Here is a 19,650-nt window from a genome sequence, read left to right as displayed (position 1 = left end):
CTCCATATTTTGTTGGTCAATGTCTCGCAGATACATGTGTTTATCTGTAACACCTCTTCACTATAGCGCCAAAAATGAGAAATTTTTTTTTATAACATCAAATCCACGTAGATTTTTACAAACAAAAATAAATAAAGTCGGATTTTTCTGATAATTCAACGCAAAAAAACGAACAATTTTTCAATAAACCAGTCTTCTAAAATAGATAACCTAAAAAAAACGAACAAACAAATAAAATGACTGTCCTTCATTCACTAAACATATTTTTATTTTTTTATATTGTTAAAAATTCACAATTTATTTTTTAATAGAATTATCTGTTTTCCAAATTTTATAACATAAAAAACCTTTTTTAACGGCATTTATATGCTTTTTCAGAAATTAACTGATGATTTCAAAAAGAAAACATGTCATAATATTTCCCATATTGTGCAAAAAAATACAAGGCGGAGGCTCTACTATGATTGAAGAATATATTGAGAAAAATATTTTAAGACAGCTGTTTTTATGTGGGCAATTCTATGTAAATAAAGAAGTCAATCTAGAAAAGCTCTCCGATCTCCTGCATGTTTGCAAAACCACTTTGCTCAATGATATCAATAACATAAAAAAAGAATTTGAAGAACAGATTGCTTATACACATCGGGAAAAGGACCGTTACACTTTATATTTTTCAGAACATATACCTCGATGCAAGATCATGCAGCAATTGTCTCAAAATTCGTTGTTTTTAAAAACTTGTCTGCTTTATTTGGAAGAAGATGAACCTGATTATCTTCAATTAACTGAATGTGAATTCATCTCTGTCAGCAAAGCTTATTCATTAAAAAAACAAGTATTAGCTTATTTTAATGACTGCGGGATCGAAATCGACCGCTACTCCCCTCGATTCACTGAAATGGAAAGACGTCTGCTGCTTCTTAATGTGTCGTATCGTTTAGGCGGTTTTAATTCTTGGGAGCTACCTGAATCGTTTTTTGAACGTGCCGATCGTTTCATTGAATCCGTAACGGAAAATAGTGGTAGATTTTATGATAAAGAAAATAAAGAAATCTTATCGATTGGTTTTGCTATCAGTTTCCTACGCCAGCAAGTGTGTGCTGTGACAATAGATTCAAAATTTATCGAAGAAATCAAAAAACGTCCTATTTACAATTATGTCGAATCAGCATGGGAAAACACTGATTTCCAAACCTATTATAAAAAAGAAGAATTCGCCTTTATTTTGACACTATTCAATCTTTGTAATTATGGTTTCCATTCTTATCAGTTGATTGCGGAAGACTTTCAACAGCTACACCAAGTGTTTATTGACAATACTCCCGAAATAAAAGAACTAGTTGCTACCTTTGAATCTCACTTCAATCAAGAATTATTCGGAAACCAACCATTCGAACGTGCGCTGATTCATCTGATGCGTTCGGCTTGGGATAACTATCAATTATTCATGCCAGAAAAATTTTATCTTTTAAATGAGGAACAGACAAATTTATATAAAGAAGTCCAGACAATTTTTTCCAGCTGGTCCAGCCAGTTACCTTATGATCTACGGTTGAATCCTAATTGCATGCGGGCTTTTGTGATCGAATTGAGCGGAATTCTCCGTCTGACAAAAGAACATCTGACTATCTATATCGTCACAAATTCGGATGTTCATTATCTGATTTATCGGGAAGCCTTGGAAGCTGTAACTACTTTCGATTTTCAAGTTGCACCAACAATTTATTCAAGTATATCTGATATAAAGAAGTATGCGCAGCAGTCCTCAAACCGGGTATTATGTGAACGTACATTATATACACCAGATGCGGTCCAATATGAAAATATTATTCCTATTTCGATCAATACGATCGATCGAGCTATCATTTCAGCTGTGCAAAACAAATAAGGGGCTGTGACAAAGATCATGTCACAGCCTCTTATTTGTTGAAGATGCCCATTTCTGTAACAATCTCTTGATACACGTCAGGCTCACAACCTCACTTATTTTGGACATCTACGGGTCCGATCTCTTTATTTAAAAAATAAGAAATGATGGTTCGGATAACTACCAACGCCGCTAGTTGGAAAATATCCTGCAAGGTAGGTTTGATAATCGATTCGATGATCCCAGCTGAAACAAGAATTTCCAAACTTAGAAGTATATAGCCTCCCAACATCTTTTTAATAGCATTGTTCTCGCTGACTCGGTCGCTTTGCACTTTTGTATGGACAAATAAATATTTCAAAAAATCCTTGATTGATAGACAAACACCCCAAACCAATAAACAGATAGCAAAGATATCAAGTCCCAGTACAAGTTTTTCAAAATATGGAAGAAGAAACTGCATCAACTCTGTCGTCATCCTACCTCTCCTCTTCTTTGTTTTTCTTTGTCTTCTATTTCCTGATTCAAGAAATAAGAAATGACTGTTCGAATGATAATAATAAGTGCAAGCTTCAAAATATCTGTCCAAGTCGGCTTGATAACTGACTCGATGATATCAGCAACGACTAGTACTTCCAAGCTTAACAAAATATAACTTGCTAGCAGTTTTCTTGTATCTGCATTACGAGTATTACGTTCTGCATAGTTTTTCTTGACATGAGACCAATCAAAAAGTTTGAATAGAACAAGAACGATCCCGACAATTAAGATACCGATAGAACAAATATTTAAAATAGCAATGATCCATTCTAGAAATTCAATTAAATTTGAGCGAAACATATACGCTACCTACTTTCTTTTAATTTGTTCCTATTCTTTTATTGTAAAAGAAAGTTACCTTGTTCGTCTATTTAAAAGTTGTTCTAATGATAACGGTTCGCTTAAATTTTTCTTTTTCACTCTCCCATTTTTCTCCCTCCATCCATAAATCGTGGAAGTATCCAAAACAACGTAGCAAGTTAAAATAAGGCTTAGTCCGTCATCAGCTTTTCAAAGAAGCACTGTCTCGGTGCTTTTTTTGTACCCAAATTTCTAAAAATAGAACCATACACCTCCTCAAATCTTTTCTTCTTACCTACCCTATTTTTATTTACAGGAAAATCAGACACTTCTTCTTTTTTGTCAAAATTTCCTTTTTCTTCTCGTCCTATCATTTGGCATTCTAATAAAAACGAACTATCCTTGGATATAGAAAGAGAAAACAAGGAGGCGTTTTTCATGAGTAAAAAATTAATCAAAGTCGGCATCGGTTTAGGTTTGCTTGCCCTTGGCGCTGCATATCTAGGAAAAAAGACAGGACTATTCGAAGATGACAGTCATTTATATGATGAATTCGAATCAATCTAGCATCCTATTTCGTTGAATCACTACGGACATACTTGGAAGACATTGGAGGAATCACAATGAGAAAAAGTAAAGCAATAATGATTGGTGCCGGTATTGCCAATATGGCAGCGGCTGTTTATTTGATTCAAGAAGGCAAATGGAAAGGGGATCAGATCACCTTTTATTCATTGGATGATCACGGTTCAAATGATGGTGCACCGACCGACACTGTAGTGGATGAATATTGGAATAAAAACCATCCATTAGAAAACCAAAAAGGCTATATTGCTCGAGGCGGTCGCATGCTTAATTACCGTACCTATGTAGATTTGATGGATCTGTTAAGTCGAATACCTTCTGTTACTGAGCCAGGGATGACTGCTGAAGAAGATACGAGAGATTTTGATGCAAAACACCGAACCTTTGACAAAGCACGTTTGATGGAAGGTGGCAAAGGAATCATTGATGGCGGAAAACTGGGATTCAATAATAAAGACCGTATTCTTCTGACTAAACTGATTGCTATGCCTGATTCAGAAGAAGAAAAACTAGACAATATCACTATCGAAGAATATTTCAAAGATGATCCACACTTTTTTGAAACAAACTTCTGGTTTATGTGGGAAACAACATTTGCTTTCAGAACACGTAGTTCTGCTCAAGAATTGCGTCGCTATATGCATCAAATGATTTATGAATTCACTCAAATCGAACATCTAGTGGGCGTCAATCGAACACGTTACAATCAATACGAAAGTATTATGCTTCCTTTGATCGAGTACTTGAAAGAACAAGGATGCAAAATCATTTTGAACCGCCGTGTCACTGACTGGGAATTCAAAGAAACACCGATGCAAGATGAAATCACTGTGACTGGTTTGAAAATGACCAATACACTGACTCAAGAAGAAGAACACGTTGTGGTCGATGAAGATACAGCAGTTATTTTCACTAATGGGTCCATTACAGATTCAGCTACTTTAGGAGATTACGAAATACCAGCTGTAGAAAATATGGATTATGGTGCAGCTTCTAGTCTCTGGAAAAAAGCCAGTGAACGTTTCTACAACTTGGGAAATCCTGACAAATTCTTTGCTGATCGAGATGCAAGCGAATGGGTCAGCTTTACCCTGACGACGAAAAACCATTTGTTGTTGAATGAAATCACCCGTATCACGACTCAAGAACCAGGAAATGCCTTGAATTCATTTATTTCAACCACACCGATCACGCCGTTAGGCCAAAAAGATGTCAATATGTCTATCGTCGTGCATCATCAACCGCATTTTACGTCTCAGAAACCAAATGAAACAGTTATTTGGGGTTATTTCCTTTATCCAAGACGACGTGGCGAATTTGTGGATAAACAGTATATTAAAATGAATGGAAAAGAAATGCTAGAAGAACTGATTGGACAACTTTCAAAAGTAGATCCTGGACCAGTGAATATTCGTGAAAAAGAAACAGAAATTTTCGACAGCGTAATAAATAATATCCCTGTCTATATGCCTTATGCTTCCGCGTTGTTCAATAATCGTGCCAAAAGCGATCGACCAAAAGTCATTCCTAAACATTCGACCAATCTGGCCTTTACAGGAGAATTTGTCGAGCAGCCTTATCAGATGATCTTTACTGAACAAAGTGCTGTACGTTCTGGAGAAATCGCTGCTTTCCATTTTGCGGGTATTCCTATGTCCCGTCTTGTCAAAACACCGCGTTACGACAAAGATATTCCTACTCTAGCTCGTGCCGCAAAAAAAATGTTTGAATAACCAAGAGGTTGTGAAAAAGCTGTCCTGCATCAAGTAATAAGAACACCCAAGCTAAAACAGCTTCTTATGTTTTTGACTTGGTTGGACTTATTACCGCAGATGCAAGCTTTTGAACACCGTTTACCAAGAGGTTATGAAAAAGCTGCCCTGCATCAAGTAATAAGAGTAGCCAAGCTAAAACAGCTTCTTATGTTTTTGACTTGGTTAGACTTATTACCGCAGATGCAAGCTTTTGAACACCGTTTACCAAGAGGTTGTGAAAAAGCTGCCCTGCATCAAGTAATAAGAACACCCAAGCTAAAACAGCTTCTTATGTTTTTGACTTGGTTGGACTTATTACCGCAGATGCAAGCTTTTGAACACCGTTTACCAAGAGGTTATGAAAAAGGCGTTTAGTTTCGAGTATGAAGAAAAATTTTGTGAAAATGGTTCCTCACGTTTTTGCATAAATTTGACTTAATACCGAGAAACTGATCCCTTCTGTCATAACCTCTTTTTATTTATGTCTGTTTCTTTTTGAAAACAACCATTTTTTCAACGTTTACTCTCTTGCCAATCCAACATCATCTAACGGATACAACTATTTCAATGATTACCATTACACTAAAAAATCGGAAACACACCTCTCCGAACACAAATACATAAGACTATAGAATGTTTCATTTAAGAAAAAAAGCGTTTCATTATCAAAAAGGTAAGATCTCCTTTAAAATGAAATTATCTGTAGTACTAATAATGCAGACAATTTTATGAATCTGAAAGGAGCATCTCCAATGAAAGCAGTCACTTGGCAAGGAAAACAGAAAATGGAAATCAGAAACGTAGATGATCCAAAAATATTAGAACCAACAGATGCAATCATCCGTATCACAGCAACAGCCATTTGCGGCTCCGATCTGCATCTTTACCATCATGGTGAAGCAGTTTTGGAAAAAGGGTATGTTGTAGGACACGAACCAATGGGAATCGTTGAAGAAGTGGGATCTCAAGTTCAAACATTGAAAAAAGGGCAACGTGTGGTTATCCCTTTTAATATTAGTTGTGGTCATTGTCATTTCTGCCTGAATCACATGGAAAGCCAATGTGATGAATCAAATCCAGATCAGTTATATGGCGGACTTTTCGGATTTGGCAAGTTGAACGGTAATCATTGGGGTGGTCAAGCGGAATATCTAAGAGTTCCTTATGCAGACTCTACTTCATTTGTTGTACCAGATAATGATCTTCCTGATGAAAAAGTTTTATTTCTATCAGATATTTTGCCCACAGCTTATTGGAGCGTTGAAAACGCAGGAGTAAAAAAAGGCGATACAGTTGTGATTCTAGGTTCTGGTCCAGTCGGTCTATTCGCTCAAAAATTCGCTGTTATGGCTGGAGCAGAGCGCGTAATCGCAGTAGATCCAGTACAGCACCGTCTAGATAAAGCGGCTAATTACAATGGGGTTGAAACTTATTTCTTAGAAGACACGGCACAAGCTGGAACAGAATTGTATGAACTGGCTAAAGGTGGCGCAGATGTCATTATCGATTGTGTAGGAATGGACGGATTAGAGCCTGTCAAAGAAAAAGCGAAAAATTTAGTAAGCTTACAAAGCGGCACAATCTCTCCATTACAGATGGCATCGCAAGCTGTCAAAAAATTTGGAACAGTCCAAGTAACTGGTGTTTATATGACTCCAGCTTCTTCTTACCCGCTGCAAGAATTTTTTATGCGGGATATCGCTGTCAAGCATGGACAGGCACCAATTATCCATCTAATGCCAAAAATTTACGAAATGATTGCAGAAGGACTATTCGATCCTACACAAATCATTACTCATTCGCTGCCACTATCAGAAGCAGCACAAGCATATGAGATCTTTGACAAAAAAGAAGATAAAAATATAAAAGTTGTTTTGAAACCTTGAATTCAGTAAAAAATACAGGTGATTTTCTTTATGCCCAAAATCAAACGAAATACCCATGAGATCGAAATAGGAAAAGAAGAAGATATCGAAATACGAGGACGTCGCTTCCGCTTCTATTTCCAAAATCGTTACACATTGATCTCACTGGCTGTCGATTTATTAACCGGGATTTTCTATATTTTTGGAAGCCTTGCTTCCTTAACTAAAATCCCCGATCGATATGGCACCTATTTTTATTTGGCTGGTGCTATTTTCTTGACGATTCGTCCTATTCTCAGAATCGTAAGGAACATTTTTATTTACGACGAAAAAAAAGCAATGAAGAGAACAAGCAAAAAAAAAGAGGCATGAGAATTTTTCAAATCTCATGCCTCTTTTTTCACCCTATCGTATCACTTTGATACAGACGAGCGGTCGTCCCACTTTCTTCCTTGACCATTGTCAAAAATGTCCACTCGTATCGTTCATAAAACGTGGTATGATCTGTAATTAAGTAAAGTTTTTCGTACCCAAGTTGATGCATTTCTTTTCTGATTTCCGCTAATATCCGCTTGGCTACCCCCTGCTTACGCTTTTCCGGTTCAACAAACAGGGCACAAAGATTTGGTGTCAAATCAGGGCGGTTATGGAAGTCGTTTTCAATGACGCCCGCTCCTCCGACGATGGTTTCTTTTTCATCTAAGACCACATACCATTGAGGAATACTTTCCTTATTAGCGATTCCAGTACGAATACTTTCCTCATACACAACAGCAGGAACTCCCCATTTTGATGAAAACCAATTCGCGCTTTGTTTTACTAATTCTGGGTGTTCTCTTAATTTGATCCAGTTATATGTAACCAATGTTTAAACCTCCGACTAAAATAAAACGTTTACAAAAATTATACAAGTCTTTATGAAAATTAGCAATGACAACAATAGTGATGTAAAAAAAAACGAAAAACAATCACTTGTTCTCCGTTTTTTGATTAATCAAGCATCTAAAGCTTCTTTTCTTCTTTCTTGGATCGTAGCTACCTTGACGAACGGTAGATAGATCAAAATAGAAAGAACCAAATTGACAGCGGCTAGTACACCACCTGCAATACTTTTTGTTGCCAATACACCGCCAATAATTGGTGGAGTTACCCATGGAGGCATAACGGTAGCTGCTGGCACTAAACCTGTAGAAGTCGCAAAGTAAGCAACACTAACTAAGACCATTGGTGTCAAAATAAATGGAATGAACATGATCGGGTTCAACACGATAGGTAACCCAAACATCGTTGGTTCATTAATATTGAAGACACCTGGCGCAATCGACAAGTTTGTTACAACCATATATGGTTTGTTTTTACGTCCTACTAAATAAATAGCTAACAGTAAACCTAAAGTTGCACCTGTTCCTCCTAAGTTGACAAAGCTGTCAAAGAAAGGTTTGTTCACGATAAACGGTGCGCTATGTCCAGCTGCGATTGCATTAACGTTTGCTTCAATGGCTGGCGCATTGATTGTTTGCATCAAAGGATCGACCATATTCGCTCCGTGTAAACCAAAGAACCATAAGAATGGTGTGATAAATGCAAGCAGTAAGGCAGATGGATAAGAGTTTGCAAGTCCCATAAATGGTTCTTGGACCACTGTATAGAAAGAACCTACGATATCATCAACACCGAATGCAGCAAAAATTGCAGCAACTAAAGCAAACGCAGAGATAGTGATCATTGCTGGTAGTAATGAAGCAAATGCTTTTGCAACTGCCGGTGGCACACCATCAGGCATTTTGATGATCAATTTTTCATTTCCGCTTAAACGTACAAAGATTTCTGTTGAAATAATCCCAACAATAATAGCAATAAACAAACCGTTTGAGCTCATACCTAATGCTCCGCCTAAAGCGAAGAAAGAGCCTAAAGAAATAACACCTGCGGAAACACCGTCTTTTCGGTAGCCATTAGCTAAATGATAAGCAAGCAAGAAAGCAATCAAGACAGAAAGAATGGCAAATGTACCGTTCCAAGCAGCAGCCCCGAATCCTTTCCATGATTCACCACCAAAAATTGAGTTCATCAATTCTTGGAACCCGGGAATCGGTAAGTTATTGATCATTACTGCTAATGCTCCTAAGATCATTAACGGCATACTCACCATAAATGAGTCCCGAATCGCAACTAAATGCCGTTGTGCACCAATTTTTGATGCTACAGGTATAAAATGTTTCTCCATAAATGCAACAAATTTATCCATAAATCTTCCCTCTTTTCTTTACTGTAGATTACGCGTTCAATCGACGATACAGATCAATGATCTCTTTTGCTAAATCTGTAAAAGCTATAGATGTCATCAGATGATCTTGACTGTGGACCGTCAAAAGCGTGACTTCAACGTGATTTCCTTGTGCTTCTTGTGTCAGCATCTCTGTTTGAGAGTGATGTGCTTGGACTAAAGATTCCTCTGCATCTTTGATTTTTTCATCTGCTAAAGTGAAATCACCTTTTTTCGCAGCAGCAATCGCTTCCATTGCATCGCTTTTTGCATTTCCGCCAAACATGATCAGACCCATGATGGCTTCCAGATTTTTTTGATCTTCCATTTATTGTATCCTCCGATAATTTTTATTATTTGTTTATTAGTTTTTCTGCTTGGTCGAGTACTTTTTCACCATTCATCATGCCATAGTCAGCCATATTGATTACATCTAAAGGAATGCCTTTAGGTGCTAGCTTTTCAGCAAATTGATTTTGCATAAAGCGTACTTGCGGTCCTAAAAGTAAAACGTCTACATTTTTAGATTCTAGTTGATTATCCGCATCTGAAGCAGATACAGCAAAGATGTCTGCTTCCATTCCTTTTGCTTCTGCTGCCTTTTGCATTTTTGTGACTAGGAGACTTGTACTCATTCCAGCTGAACATACAAGCATGATTGTTTTCTTTTCCATTTTAAACACGTTCCTTTCTATACTTACACTTGTATATAAGCAAGTAGCGTGCCAACTTTAAAAGCGCTTTAAAAAGTTGATATCATCACATTTAAGGTCTATACCAAGTTGCATACACACTAAAAAAGAAAGCGCACACTAAACACACAAATTAATTTTTATTACCTTTTTTCTTTTAACGTGCACAAAAAAAGTTGTGACACAAAACTTGTCACAACTTCTTTCGAATAAACGGTATTCAAAAGCTTGCATCTGCGGTAATAAGTCCAACCAAGTTAAAAACATAAGATGTTGTTTTTACTTTGCTGTTCTTATTACTTGATGCAGGACAGCTTTTTCACAACCTCTCAATAAACGGTGTTCAATCAGCTGACCCTGGGTATTAGCTCAAAACGCTGGATTCACAACCTCTTTTATTTCAAATAACCAGTAAATACAATGAACATCTACAAAAAACTTCTATTTATTTATAGATTTCGTCAGGCAAATCCAATTCTCTCTTATCAATCAAAGTCTGATACCACGAAGCAGATTTTTTCAATGTTCTGCTTCGTTCATCGTTCAATTCGATTCGAACTAATCCATATCGATTCTTAAATGCATTCATTGGTGACACACAGTCAGTGAATGCCCATAACATATAGCCTTCGCAATTTGCGCCTTCTTCTGTTGCTTTGATCAAATAACGCAAATGCTGTCCGATAAATTCGATACGGTAATCATCTTGCACGATTCCTTTCTCATCCATATACTGTTCTTCATATTCTCTTCCCATACCGTTTTCTGTTATCAGCCAAGGGATATTATGATAATTTTCTTTTAGATACATGGCTATATCATACATGATTTTCGGATAGATTTCCCATCCCCTGGAATTATTCATTTTCTTCCCAGGTAAATCAAAGACTTCATAATATCGTTCTGGATGGAAAGGTGTCTCTTCATTCCATTGATAACGAGGGGCGCGAACGCGTTTAGGATAATATTGATTGATTCCAAGGAAATCTACTGTATGATGCTGAATCGTTTCTAAATCCTCTGTTGCAGGATCGAAATAAATCGATTGTTTTTGACACAACTCCAGGAACTCTTCTGTGTAGTACCCTTTTACCATCGGATCAAAAAATACTCGATTATAAAACAAATCATACATATAAGCAGCTTTTTGGTCTTCTGGAGAATTGGATCGAGCATAGACCATTTCAGGATTTAAAATACAGCCAATCCTTCCACCATAATTTCCGCTGCGGTAAATCTCTACTGCTTTAGCCGTTGCTAAAACTTTATGATAATTCCACATCATCCACTTTTTTGTGTTTTGTTCATGCGGCCAGCGAACAGCATCCAAATAGCAACGCGTTTGGGGAACGATTGGTTCGTTGAATGTAAACCAGTTTTTTACCCTATCACCGTAACGATCAAAGGCAATTTGAGCATACTTAGCATAAAAATCAACTACTTTTCTTGAAGACCAGCCATCATATTTTTCCAAAAGAAAAGCTGGGACTTCATAATGTTCCAAACAAATCATCGGTTCTACGTCTGCTTCGATCAAAGAGTCGATCATTTCACTTATATGCTGAGCATATTCTTCATCTACTATACAGTTCTCATAATCAGTAAAAAAACGAGCCCAATTGATAGAAGTCCGATAATGTGTCAGATGGATGGATTTCATCAGATCCACATCCTGCTGGTATTGTTCCATAAAATTAGTTGCTACGGCTGGGCCATACCCATTATGCCAAACAAAATGTTCATTTTTATACCAGCTATCTATAAATGAATCCTGTCCTTCTTTTTTTCCTTTCCAACCTTCCGTTTGCCAAGCAGAAGATGCAGCACCAAGAATAAAATTTTTTGGAATAGTAATTTTCATGATTTCCTCCTGTTTTTAGATCCCATCATTTTCCACACGATTTGCTACTTTTACAAATGGCAGATAGATCAAAATAGAAACAATAATACAAACAAGTTGCGTAATAACTGCACCGATATTTCCTGCTGTTGCCAGATAAGCATTGACGATCGGCGGCATTGGCCAAGGGACCATTACAACTGCTTTCGCCGCAAACCCTAAAGCGGTTGCAAAATAACCAATCGTTCCTGTGATAAGAGGCGTTAAGATAAACGGAATAGCTAAAATTGGATTCAGCATGATCGGCATACCAAAAATAACTGGTTCATTGATGTTGAAGATCCCAGGAGCAAGGGATAACTTGGTGATTTGTTTCATATCTTCCCGTTTTCCAACTAACAATACTGCAATCAGTAAACCGATCGTGACTCCAGACCCGCCCATACTCATATACATATCCCAAAATGGCATAGTAATAATGTTCGGTACTTCTTTTCCAGCTTCAAAAGCTTCCGTATTTACAGCAATTGCCGCTAAAAGCAACGGTTCCCGTATCGGCTTCACCATTTGATTTCCATGGATACCAATCACCCAAAAGACTTGCGCAATAAACATCAATAGCAAAATACCCGGTAACCCTTGTACGACACCTTCTAATGGGCGTTGTACGACATTGTAAATGATATCATAAAGGTACATTCCTGTAAGTTCTTTGATGATAAATCCCGCAGCCGCGATACCCGATACAGTCAGAATCGTCGGGAATAAAGCAGAAAAACTAGCAGAAACATTCGTTGGCACGGTATCAGGCATTCTCAGCTGTAGTTTCTTCTGTTTCCTCAACCAGCAATAAAGTTCAATAGAAAGGATGGAGACCAACATTCCCAAAAATAACCCTTTCGTGTCTGTATATTGTTTAGCCAATACGTTTTCTACTATAACAGTCTGATTTTCATTCACTAATTCATAAACAGTTGGATTAACAGATAAATAAGACATCACTGCGATGATACCAGGGAATACACCATCCACTTTATTCAGCTTGGCTAATTCGATCCCTATCAGAAAAACAGCATAGATGGTCAAGAAACTTAGTGTGACATAGCTGATGGCAGATGCGATAGGCTTTAATTCTTCTAAAAAACGCAAGAAACTTATCTGTGCTAAGCCATTTTCCGAGTCAAAGACCATTGCTGAAAACAATGTGCCAAAAGCACCCGTAATAATTACCGGAATCAATGCAGCAAATGCGTTTTTTATCACCATGATATACCTTAAATTATTGATTCTCGTTGCCACGTTCCCTAAAACATTGGCTAATTTATCCATAAAACTCATTCCAGATCCCCTCATTCCTGCTTCTTCTCCTTGACGTCATCTCTTTTTGTCTATTAGTCAGCGCTTACATTTCGATGAACAGAAACTATTTACTCCTCTTTTTTACCAAATATAAAACAAAAATTCATCTGATGTATTTATCATAAAATACATCAGATGAACTGTCAATTAGTTTCTTTTTCTCCTATTATTTTCTGCAATTCTCTCCGATTTATTGCCATATGGACAGTCATTGCATCAAACGCAGCAAGTGCATTCCGCCTTTCGATGGCCTGAACGATCTCTGTATGAATATCGATCGTCTCGATTTTCAGATGCTGGATATCATAATTTTTATTAAACAAAGCAATTGATTCATTAATGATTGGGATAATATGCAGCAAGGCTACGTTTCCGCTAGCTTCTGCAATCATCGTATGAAAATCGATGTCTAATTGAACATGTTCTTGTGTGCCTTCTCGAAAAGAAGTTTCAATCTTTTGCGTTAATTTTTTCATTTGGACGATTTGATTCTTCGTTGCATATTCCGCTGCCAAACCTGCCATCTTAGGCTCCAATAAATATCTCAGTTCAAATAAGTCTCGTATCATCCGATCCTGATCTTCAATCAAAGAAAAACCGAGTGGGTCATTGGCAATCCCTCGCTTATCACTGACAAATGTCCCCGCTCCTTGCCGAACTTCAAGGATATTCCTGGAAGCTAGAGCCCGCACAGCTTCTCGCACCGTGCTTCGCCCCACCTCTAAATAATCGGACAATTCATATTCATTCGGCAGTTTATCTCCTACTTGCAACTGCATTTCCTTTAAATATCTAAGGATCTTGTCAGTAGTTACTTCTACTAGGGTTTTATTTTCTTCCAAACCACATACCTCCTTTTCATCTGATGTATTTTTTCGTAATTATTATAACACGTTTGAATCATCTGATGATTTTTTGTATACAAAATTGATTAATCCGTTCATAGACATACAAACGAAGAAGATATTTACCATAAAAAAGACTAGGATAAAATTCACTCCTAGCCTTCGATCATTTTTATTTTGAACGACAAAAAATATGATGTTCAATAACAGACGATCTTCATTCGATTCTTGATGTCATCTTTTGTTTTTTTAATATATGGATAAAAAGTTTGATTACATCGTTTCTATTCTAGAATTTGGTCGATTCTCAATTCTTCTTCTGGTGAGAAATCTAAATTATCCATCATTCGAACACTTTCTTGTAACTGACTTAACCGACTTGCTCCGACCAGTACACTTGTAACAGATTTTTGTCGCAAATTCCATGCAAGGGCCATTTGCGCTAATGATTGTCCTCGTGATACGGCGATTGTTTGCAATGCTTTGATTTTTTCCAGAGTTGATCCAACTTGTTCTTCTGAAAGGAATGGTATTTCCTTACGATGTGCTCTAGAATCTTCAGGAATACCATGTAGATAACGATTTGTCAGCAACCCTTGAGCAAGCGGACTGAACGTGATTGCCCCTAGCCCTTCTTCTTCTAATACTGGAGATAGATCGTCTTCTAGTAGTGCACGAGAAAACATATTGTAGCGCATCTGATGAATAATGAACGGTGCTTCCTTTCTTTTTAAAATTTCAGTCATTTTTTTTGTATCTTCTCCATTATAGTTGGATATACCAATATATAATGCTTTTCCTTGTCTTACAAGTTGCATCAAAGCTTCTGCTGTTTCTTCCAAAGGTGTATCAGGGTCTGGGCGATGATGATAGAAGATGTCAACATAATCTAGCCCCATTCTTTGGAGACTTTGGTCACAACTTGAAATGATGGATTTACGAGAGCCCCATTCCCCATATGGCCCTTCCCACATATGATAACCTGCTTTGCTAGAAATAATCAGTTCATCACGGTAGGCTTGAAAATCTTCTCTAAAAATACGCCCAAAGTTTTTCTCTGCAGCTCCAGCAGGGCCTCCATAATTATTCGCAAGGTCGAAATGGGTAATTCCCATGTCGAATGCGCCTCTTAAAATCTCTCTTTGATTATGGATAGGATCATAATCACCAAAATTTTGCCATAATCCGAGAGATAAAATCGGTAATTTCAAACCTGAATGACCGGATTTACGATATTCCATTTTTTCATAACGTGCACTATCTGCAATATACAATTTTTCTCCTCCTCATCAAATCTTTTTAAAACGCTTTCTTGTTTTCTATTTTTAGTTTACTACATTTTAAAGAAAAGGAGTTACTCAAAATGATTTTTTCGTATATTTTTTTGCCATTTGTTTTTTACTCGTTGATAGATCAGAAATTGATTACGTGCTTGCTGGATTTTTTTATAACGTTTCGGTTGTTTTTTGTAAAATTGCTGATGATAGTTTTCTGCTGGCCAAAACGTACCGGCTGGTTCGATTTTTGTGACGATTGGTTGGTGGAAAGTTCCTGAACTGTCTAGTTTCTGTTTTGATTGTTCCGCTAATTCTTTTTGTCGTTCGTCTTGATAAAAAATCACTGGACGATATTGCTTCCCTCTATCTTGAAATTGTCCAAATGTATCTGTGGGATCAGTAATTTGCCAATAGATTGTCAGCAACTCGCTATAACTTATTTCTCTTGTGTCATAAATGATCTCCACAGCTTCCACATGACCTGTGTAACCACCACTTACTTGATCATAATTTGGTTTTTCAACATGTCCGCCCGTGTATCCTGACAAAACAGATAGGATCCCTTTTTTCGATTCAAACGGCTCGACCATACACCAGAAACATCCCCCTGCAAATACTGCACGTTCTTGATAGTCAGCATCTTGCATGGCATGCTTGGAAAAGTCATATTTTTGCTCCTTATCAAATCCTTCCGTAATCAATAAATAAAAGTCCATTACATCAGGCGTCAGATTCATTCGGATAGCTAATGGACGTAGTGTTGCTTCTAGTTTTGATAACTGTTCTTTAACGGATATATTTTCTCTTGTGTCATTCTTTGTCTGAATCAATACTTTTCGTTCCCAATCTCGTGTATTCGGATTCAAAATCAGATTATAAAGTGTTTGAATGAATATTTGTTCCTCATCCATAGATTCTCCTCCTTTCCGAAGAAGACAAGCTAGTGACTTTAGCTGTAATTTATCATAAAGTGAGGAAATAAGCGATTACTTCATCCCCCTACAGATTTTTCGTATAAAAAAGAGAGAATCCTTATCGACAGATTCTCCTTTTTAATCAATTTATTTTATAAATGAAAAGTTAATTTACCTTTTATGGAAAACTATTTTAAAAAATAAACATAAATATGCAGTTAATGTAACAAGATAAGAAATAATAGTCGTTACTGTATAATTTGTGCTTACTTTAATATCAGCAACTCCTTTGACTCCGCTTATTTGTACCAATCCATTAGCATTCACCTGCTCCTTTACAGGTTGATGATTTATTTCTACATTCGTTCCTAAATAAGCATATACAGGAAGTGTGATTACTTGGCTCTTCTCATTAGTTACTCTATATATGATAGAACTACCAGTTGTTTTATAAGGAAGGTTTACCCATTGACTGCCAATCTTTGCTTCGTGTTTTATTATATGCTCCTTATTCTCCAATGAAGCGATAGGAGAATAATCATATAAAAAATAATCCATTCCTTTAGTGGTATACGCCTCTACTGTTTCTTTGTTTACAACAATATGTCCCGGCTGAGAAATTATTTTTTGATTGAAATTTTTTTTACTAGAAACAGTTAAAGTGATTAATAACAAAACAGTCATAAATAAATAAAATAGTTCTCTTGTCTTATTGTATCTTCTATTTTTGAAAAATATCATCGTTAATATCAGAGAAGAGAATATTATTTGCAAGCTTAAGATCCGCCAAGGAAATTGTAACAATTTGGCTGGCGTATTTTGCAGAAGATACCATGGCACCAAACTAGTTGTAGCTAGCCAAGTCAAACACGTACCATAATAAATCTTTTTTTCTATGTTTGTTAATTTTTTAAATAAAATCAGGGGAATACATAAAGATAACAGACCAACTAGTCCCATTGAGTAAGTAGTTAAGTCGTTATTCATAGCTTCAGTCAGACTATCGAACACATTAGATGCATGAGCATATAAATTTGTCACGCTAGGTTTGTTGATTTTTTGGTAGAGCATTTGTTCAAACATCGGATACCAAAAAGCACTCGTCAGAACCAATGTCATTCCTGCCGCACTAAATAATTTTTTAAATATAGCAATAAAATCTGCATTCTTGAAACCTTTAGAAACCAAACGAATAAAAATAAAAATGATAATTAATGCTGTACTCATTAATGTTGATAGTACATGGCTGTACACTAGCAAACTCATACTCAATGCTAGCTTTACAGACGGATACTTTTCTTCTTTTCCAGAGATGATTTGATAAGCATAAAATAATACAGGGATAACAAGTGTTATTGCGATAGCTTCGGCAATTGCGGAACGATAGTAGATGTCTACTGTCCGATAAGCAGAGAAAATATAGAGACAACTAAATAAAAATGCCGCTTTTTTTTGTTTTAAAAACCGCTCGCCATAATGATAAGCTACGAGTGTTGTACACAAGTTCAATAACCAAACGTAAATAATATAGCTTACAATCAAATTTTTTGTCATCCAATATAACATTACAGCTGGAAAAAAAGTCAGAAAGGGATAAAAATAATTTACACCATATCCAGTATAATTGAATGTCTCATAATTAATCGGACTGGTAAAAATAGTCGATAACCCCTTGATTCGAGATAAGTGAAAAGAAAGATCTCCAGTGGTATAAATACTCTGTGTATTTTTGAAAAAGATGAAAGAATATATACTACTAACTATAATTAATCCACTCAATATTACTACTTTTTTATTTATTTTCATTCTTCTTGTTTATCTCCTTTTTAGTCACATATCGAGAATCTTTCAACTTATTAGGTGCAAATCGTTTAAAACTTGAATACACCACTAAACAATAAGTCAGAATACTGATCCATAAAGCCATGAGAGCAGTTGGAGTATATTTTGTTGTAATTTCTATCTTATTTTCTCCAGCATTTACATCCACATTCACTAAGCCATGTTTTTTATAAGAGTCATTTACGACTTTACCGTTTACTTTTACCTGTGCACCTAAATAAGCATATACTGGTACTGTCACTTTTTGCTTTTTGTTGCTTGCCACTGTGTAAGTAATGTTATTATCTGCAGCTTTATACTTCCCTTTTTCCCACGATTCTCCTACTTTTACTTCATGTTTTTCTAAGTGAGGCCTTTCTTTTATCGCTTCTGTTGGGGCGTAATCGTATAATCCTCCCATATCTGATGTTGTATAACGTGGGAGTGTTTCTTCATTGATAACAATATGACCGTGTTTTGATTGGATAACTTTTGCGTAATTTTCTTTTGCTGCTATAGACGTGACGAGTAGAAACACCACAGTAGCGCCAATGATTAACCATGAATATTTTTTATTCATAGTCTTTTTCATAAAAACAAGCGTTATGATCATTGAAGAAAAAAAGATTTGGTTACCTAAGATACGCCAAGGAAACTGGAGCAAGCTTATCGGTGTTTTTTGAAACAAAAACCATGGAAATAAATTAGTTACGCATACCCATGTAGAAACTACGCCAACATAGATGATTTTTTCTTTTTTCTCCATTTCTTTCAGTATGAATAAAGGAAAAATCAACGCAACCAATCCTAATAACCCCATAGTGTATGTTGTAATATCGTTATTTAACGCTTGAATGATACTATCTGAAATAGAAAGTGCTTCTAGCTGCAAATCTGTTTTGAAGGGACTGTGTATTTCTTGATAATTCATCTGCTGCAACATAGGATACCAAAAATAGCTAGTTAATGCACAAGTCAAAAAAACAGCCTTTACTAAATTCACGACCACAAATTTTATATCGTTTTTTATTTGCTTGCTTAAAAACAAACGAACTATAATCATACAAGCAATCAATGCACTACACAATAGTGTAGTTAAGACATGAGTATACACAAGTAGACTTATACTGACAGATAAAGCGATGACTTTTTTTTCTCTATTGAATATCAATCCATAAGCATAATATAAAACAGCTGGGATAATCGTAAGAGCGATTGCTTCTGCAATTGCGGATCGATAATAGATATCAACTGTTCGATAAGTTGCAAAAGTATATAAACAACTAAATAAAAAAGCAGCATCTATCTTTTTAAAAAACTTTTCTCCATAATAAAAACTAATCAGAATCGTACAAATATTTAATAACCAAATATATAGAACATAACTTAATATTAAGTTATTTGAAATTCCATAAAAAACGACTGCAGGAATTATTGTAAGAAAAGGATAAAAATAGTTCAGTCCATCTCCATAATTGTTAAATGTTGTATAGTTGATTGGCCCTTCAAAAATAGAAGATAACCCTTTGATTCGTGAAAGATGAAAAGATAAATCACCTGTTGTATAAATTTCTTGGGCATTTCTCATAAAATTTACTGAATATAAAGTACTAAGTAAGATAAGAACTACTAAAAGAAATGCTTTTTTACTTATTTTCATAGATTTGTTGTTCTCCTTTTTTAATTCTATTTTCAGTATACTAGAATTGTCTTTTTTTAATAAGC

At 36.1% G+C, this 19,650-nt stretch carries 20 protein-coding genes; 6 read left to right on the top strand and 14 right to left on the bottom strand.

Features of this window, described 5'->3' with window-relative positions; translation table 11 throughout:
- Positions 1 to 460 precede the first annotated feature (460 nt).
- Positions 461 to 1,888 (top strand): helix-turn-helix domain-containing protein, encoded by a 1,428-nt coding sequence (locus IGL70_RS01475; RefSeq protein WP_104873857.1) that lies wholly within the window; start codon positions 461 to 463, stop codon positions 1,886 to 1,888.
- Positions 1,889 to 1,979: 91 nt separating this feature from the next.
- On the opposite strand, the gene IGL70_RS01470 is transcribed toward IGL70_RS01475, so the two are convergent.
- The 3 genes from IGL70_RS01470 to IGL70_RS01460 all read right to left on the bottom strand — a co-directional run bounded on the left by IGL70_RS01470 (position 1,980) and on the right by IGL70_RS01460 (position 3,147).
- Positions 1,980 to 2,345, bottom strand: coding sequence for a DUF1622 domain-containing protein (locus IGL70_RS01470; RefSeq protein ID WP_002287564.1), 366 nt, complete (start codon positions 2,343 to 2,345; stop codon positions 1,980 to 1,982).
- Entirely contained in the window at positions 2,342 to 2,707 is a 366-nt protein-coding gene (locus tag IGL70_RS01465; RefSeq protein ID WP_002287567.1) for a DUF1622 domain-containing protein, read from the bottom strand. Before IGL70_RS01465 ends, IGL70_RS01470 begins: the two co-directional genes overlap by 4 nt.
- A 191-nt stretch (positions 2,708 to 2,898) precedes the next feature.
- Positions 2,899 to 3,147: a hypothetical protein gene (locus IGL70_RS01460; RefSeq protein WP_002321251.1), complete on the bottom strand. Its 249-nt coding sequence runs from the start codon at positions 3,145 to 3,147 to the stop codon at positions 2,899 to 2,901.
- Between IGL70_RS01460 and IGL70_RS01455 the strand changes: the two genes are divergently transcribed.
- The 5 genes from IGL70_RS01455 to IGL70_RS01435 all read left to right on the top strand — a co-directional run bounded on the left by IGL70_RS01455 (position 3,146) and on the right by IGL70_RS01435 (position 7,283).
- On the top strand, positions 3,146 to 3,274 hold the full coding sequence (locus tag IGL70_RS01455; RefSeq protein ID WP_002287569.1) for a hypothetical protein: 129 nt from the start codon (positions 3,146 to 3,148) through the stop codon (positions 3,272 to 3,274). The two genes, IGL70_RS01460 and IGL70_RS01455, sit on opposite strands and share 2 nt — an antisense overlap.
- 56 nt (positions 3,275 to 3,330) lie before the next feature.
- A complete protein-coding gene (locus tag IGL70_RS01450) occupies positions 3,331 to 5,025 on the top strand; it encodes an oleate hydratase (protein WP_104873856.1) in 1,695 nt (564 codons plus the stop codon).
- Between the two features lie 99 nt (positions 5,026 to 5,124).
- Positions 5,125 to 5,421, top strand: coding sequence for a hypothetical protein (locus tag IGL70_RS01445; RefSeq protein ID WP_428862423.1), 297 nt, complete (start codon positions 5,125 to 5,127; stop codon positions 5,419 to 5,421).
- Between the two features lie 377 nt (positions 5,422 to 5,798).
- A complete protein-coding gene (locus tag IGL70_RS01440) occupies positions 5,799 to 6,932 on the top strand; it encodes an alcohol dehydrogenase catalytic domain-containing protein (RefSeq protein ID WP_002299903.1) in 1,134 nt (377 codons plus the stop codon).
- Positions 6,933 to 6,962: 30 nt separating this feature from the next.
- Positions 6,963 to 7,283 carry a YrhK family protein gene (locus IGL70_RS01435; protein ID WP_002287574.1) on the top strand — a complete coding sequence of 107 codons (321 nt, stop codon included), beginning with the start codon at positions 6,963 to 6,965 and terminating at the stop codon, positions 7,281 to 7,283.
- Between the two features lie 28 nt (positions 7,284 to 7,311).
- Here the strand turns inward: IGL70_RS01435 and IGL70_RS01430 are convergent, their stop codons facing one another.
- The 11 genes from IGL70_RS01430 to IGL70_RS01380 all read right to left on the bottom strand — a co-directional run bounded on the left by IGL70_RS01430 (position 7,312) and on the right by IGL70_RS01380 (position 19,585).
- Positions 7,312 to 7,776: a GNAT family N-acetyltransferase gene (locus IGL70_RS01430; RefSeq protein WP_010727264.1), complete on the bottom strand. Its 465-nt coding sequence runs from the start codon at positions 7,774 to 7,776 to the stop codon at positions 7,312 to 7,314.
- A gap of 129 nt (positions 7,777 to 7,905) precedes the next feature.
- Positions 7,906 to 9,159: a PTS sugar transporter subunit IIC gene (locus tag IGL70_RS01425; RefSeq protein WP_002287577.1), complete on the bottom strand. Its 1,254-nt coding sequence runs from the start codon at positions 9,157 to 9,159 to the stop codon at positions 7,906 to 7,908.
- A gap of 28 nt (positions 9,160 to 9,187) precedes the next feature.
- Positions 9,188 to 9,505: a PTS lactose/cellobiose transporter subunit IIA gene (locus IGL70_RS01420; protein ID WP_002287579.1), complete on the bottom strand. Its 318-nt coding sequence runs from the start codon at positions 9,503 to 9,505 to the stop codon at positions 9,188 to 9,190.
- Between the two features lie 25 nt (positions 9,506 to 9,530).
- Positions 9,531 to 9,851 carry a PTS sugar transporter subunit IIB gene (locus IGL70_RS01415; protein ID WP_002287582.1) on the bottom strand — a complete coding sequence of 107 codons (321 nt, stop codon included), beginning with the start codon at positions 9,849 to 9,851 and terminating at the stop codon, positions 9,531 to 9,533.
- 463 nt (positions 9,852 to 10,314) lie between these two features.
- Entirely contained in the window at positions 10,315 to 11,730 is a 1,416-nt protein-coding gene (locus IGL70_RS01410; RefSeq protein ID WP_002324343.1) for a glycoside hydrolase family 1 protein, read from the bottom strand.
- A 15-nt stretch (positions 11,731 to 11,745) separates the two neighbouring features.
- Complete coding sequence (locus IGL70_RS01405; protein ID WP_002287584.1) at positions 11,746 to 13,062, bottom strand: PTS sugar transporter subunit IIC; 1,317 nt, start codon at positions 13,060 to 13,062, stop codon at positions 11,746 to 11,748.
- Between the two features lie 149 nt (positions 13,063 to 13,211).
- Positions 13,212 to 13,910, bottom strand: a complete 699-nt coding sequence (locus IGL70_RS01400; protein WP_002287585.1) for a FadR/GntR family transcriptional regulator — start codon at positions 13,908 to 13,910, stop codon at positions 13,212 to 13,214.
- 287 nt (positions 13,911 to 14,197) lie between these two features.
- Positions 14,198 to 15,154 carry an aldo/keto reductase gene (locus IGL70_RS01395; protein ID WP_002321245.1) on the bottom strand — a complete coding sequence of 319 codons (957 nt, stop codon included), beginning with the start codon at positions 15,152 to 15,154 and terminating at the stop codon, positions 14,198 to 14,200.
- Positions 15,155 to 15,267: 113 nt separating this feature from the next.
- A complete protein-coding gene (msrA, locus tag IGL70_RS01390; RefSeq protein ID WP_002338584.1) occupies positions 15,268 to 16,101 on the bottom strand; it encodes a peptide-methionine (S)-S-oxide reductase MsrA in 834 nt (277 codons plus the stop codon).
- A gap of 174 nt (positions 16,102 to 16,275) precedes the next feature.
- Positions 16,276 to 17,910 carry a 6-pyruvoyl-tetrahydropterin synthase-related protein gene (locus IGL70_RS01385; protein WP_002326423.1) on the bottom strand — a complete coding sequence of 545 codons (1,635 nt, stop codon included), beginning with the start codon at positions 17,908 to 17,910 and terminating at the stop codon, positions 16,276 to 16,278.
- On the bottom strand, positions 17,897 to 19,585 hold the full coding sequence (locus IGL70_RS01380) for a hypothetical protein (RefSeq protein ID WP_240186775.1): 1,689 nt from the start codon (positions 19,583 to 19,585) through the stop codon (positions 17,897 to 17,899). Before IGL70_RS01380 ends, IGL70_RS01385 begins: the two co-directional genes overlap by 14 nt.
- Positions 19,586 to 19,650: the final 65 nt, after the last annotated feature.

The sequence above is a fragment of the Enterococcus sp. DIV0901a genome, assembly GCF_051711525.1.
Classification (GTDB): domain Bacteria; phylum Bacillota; class Bacilli; order Lactobacillales; family Enterococcaceae; genus Enterococcus_B; species Enterococcus_B faecium.
The sequence above is the reverse complement of the archived record's forward strand: the minus strand, read 5'-3'. Positions and strand labels throughout refer to the sequence as shown.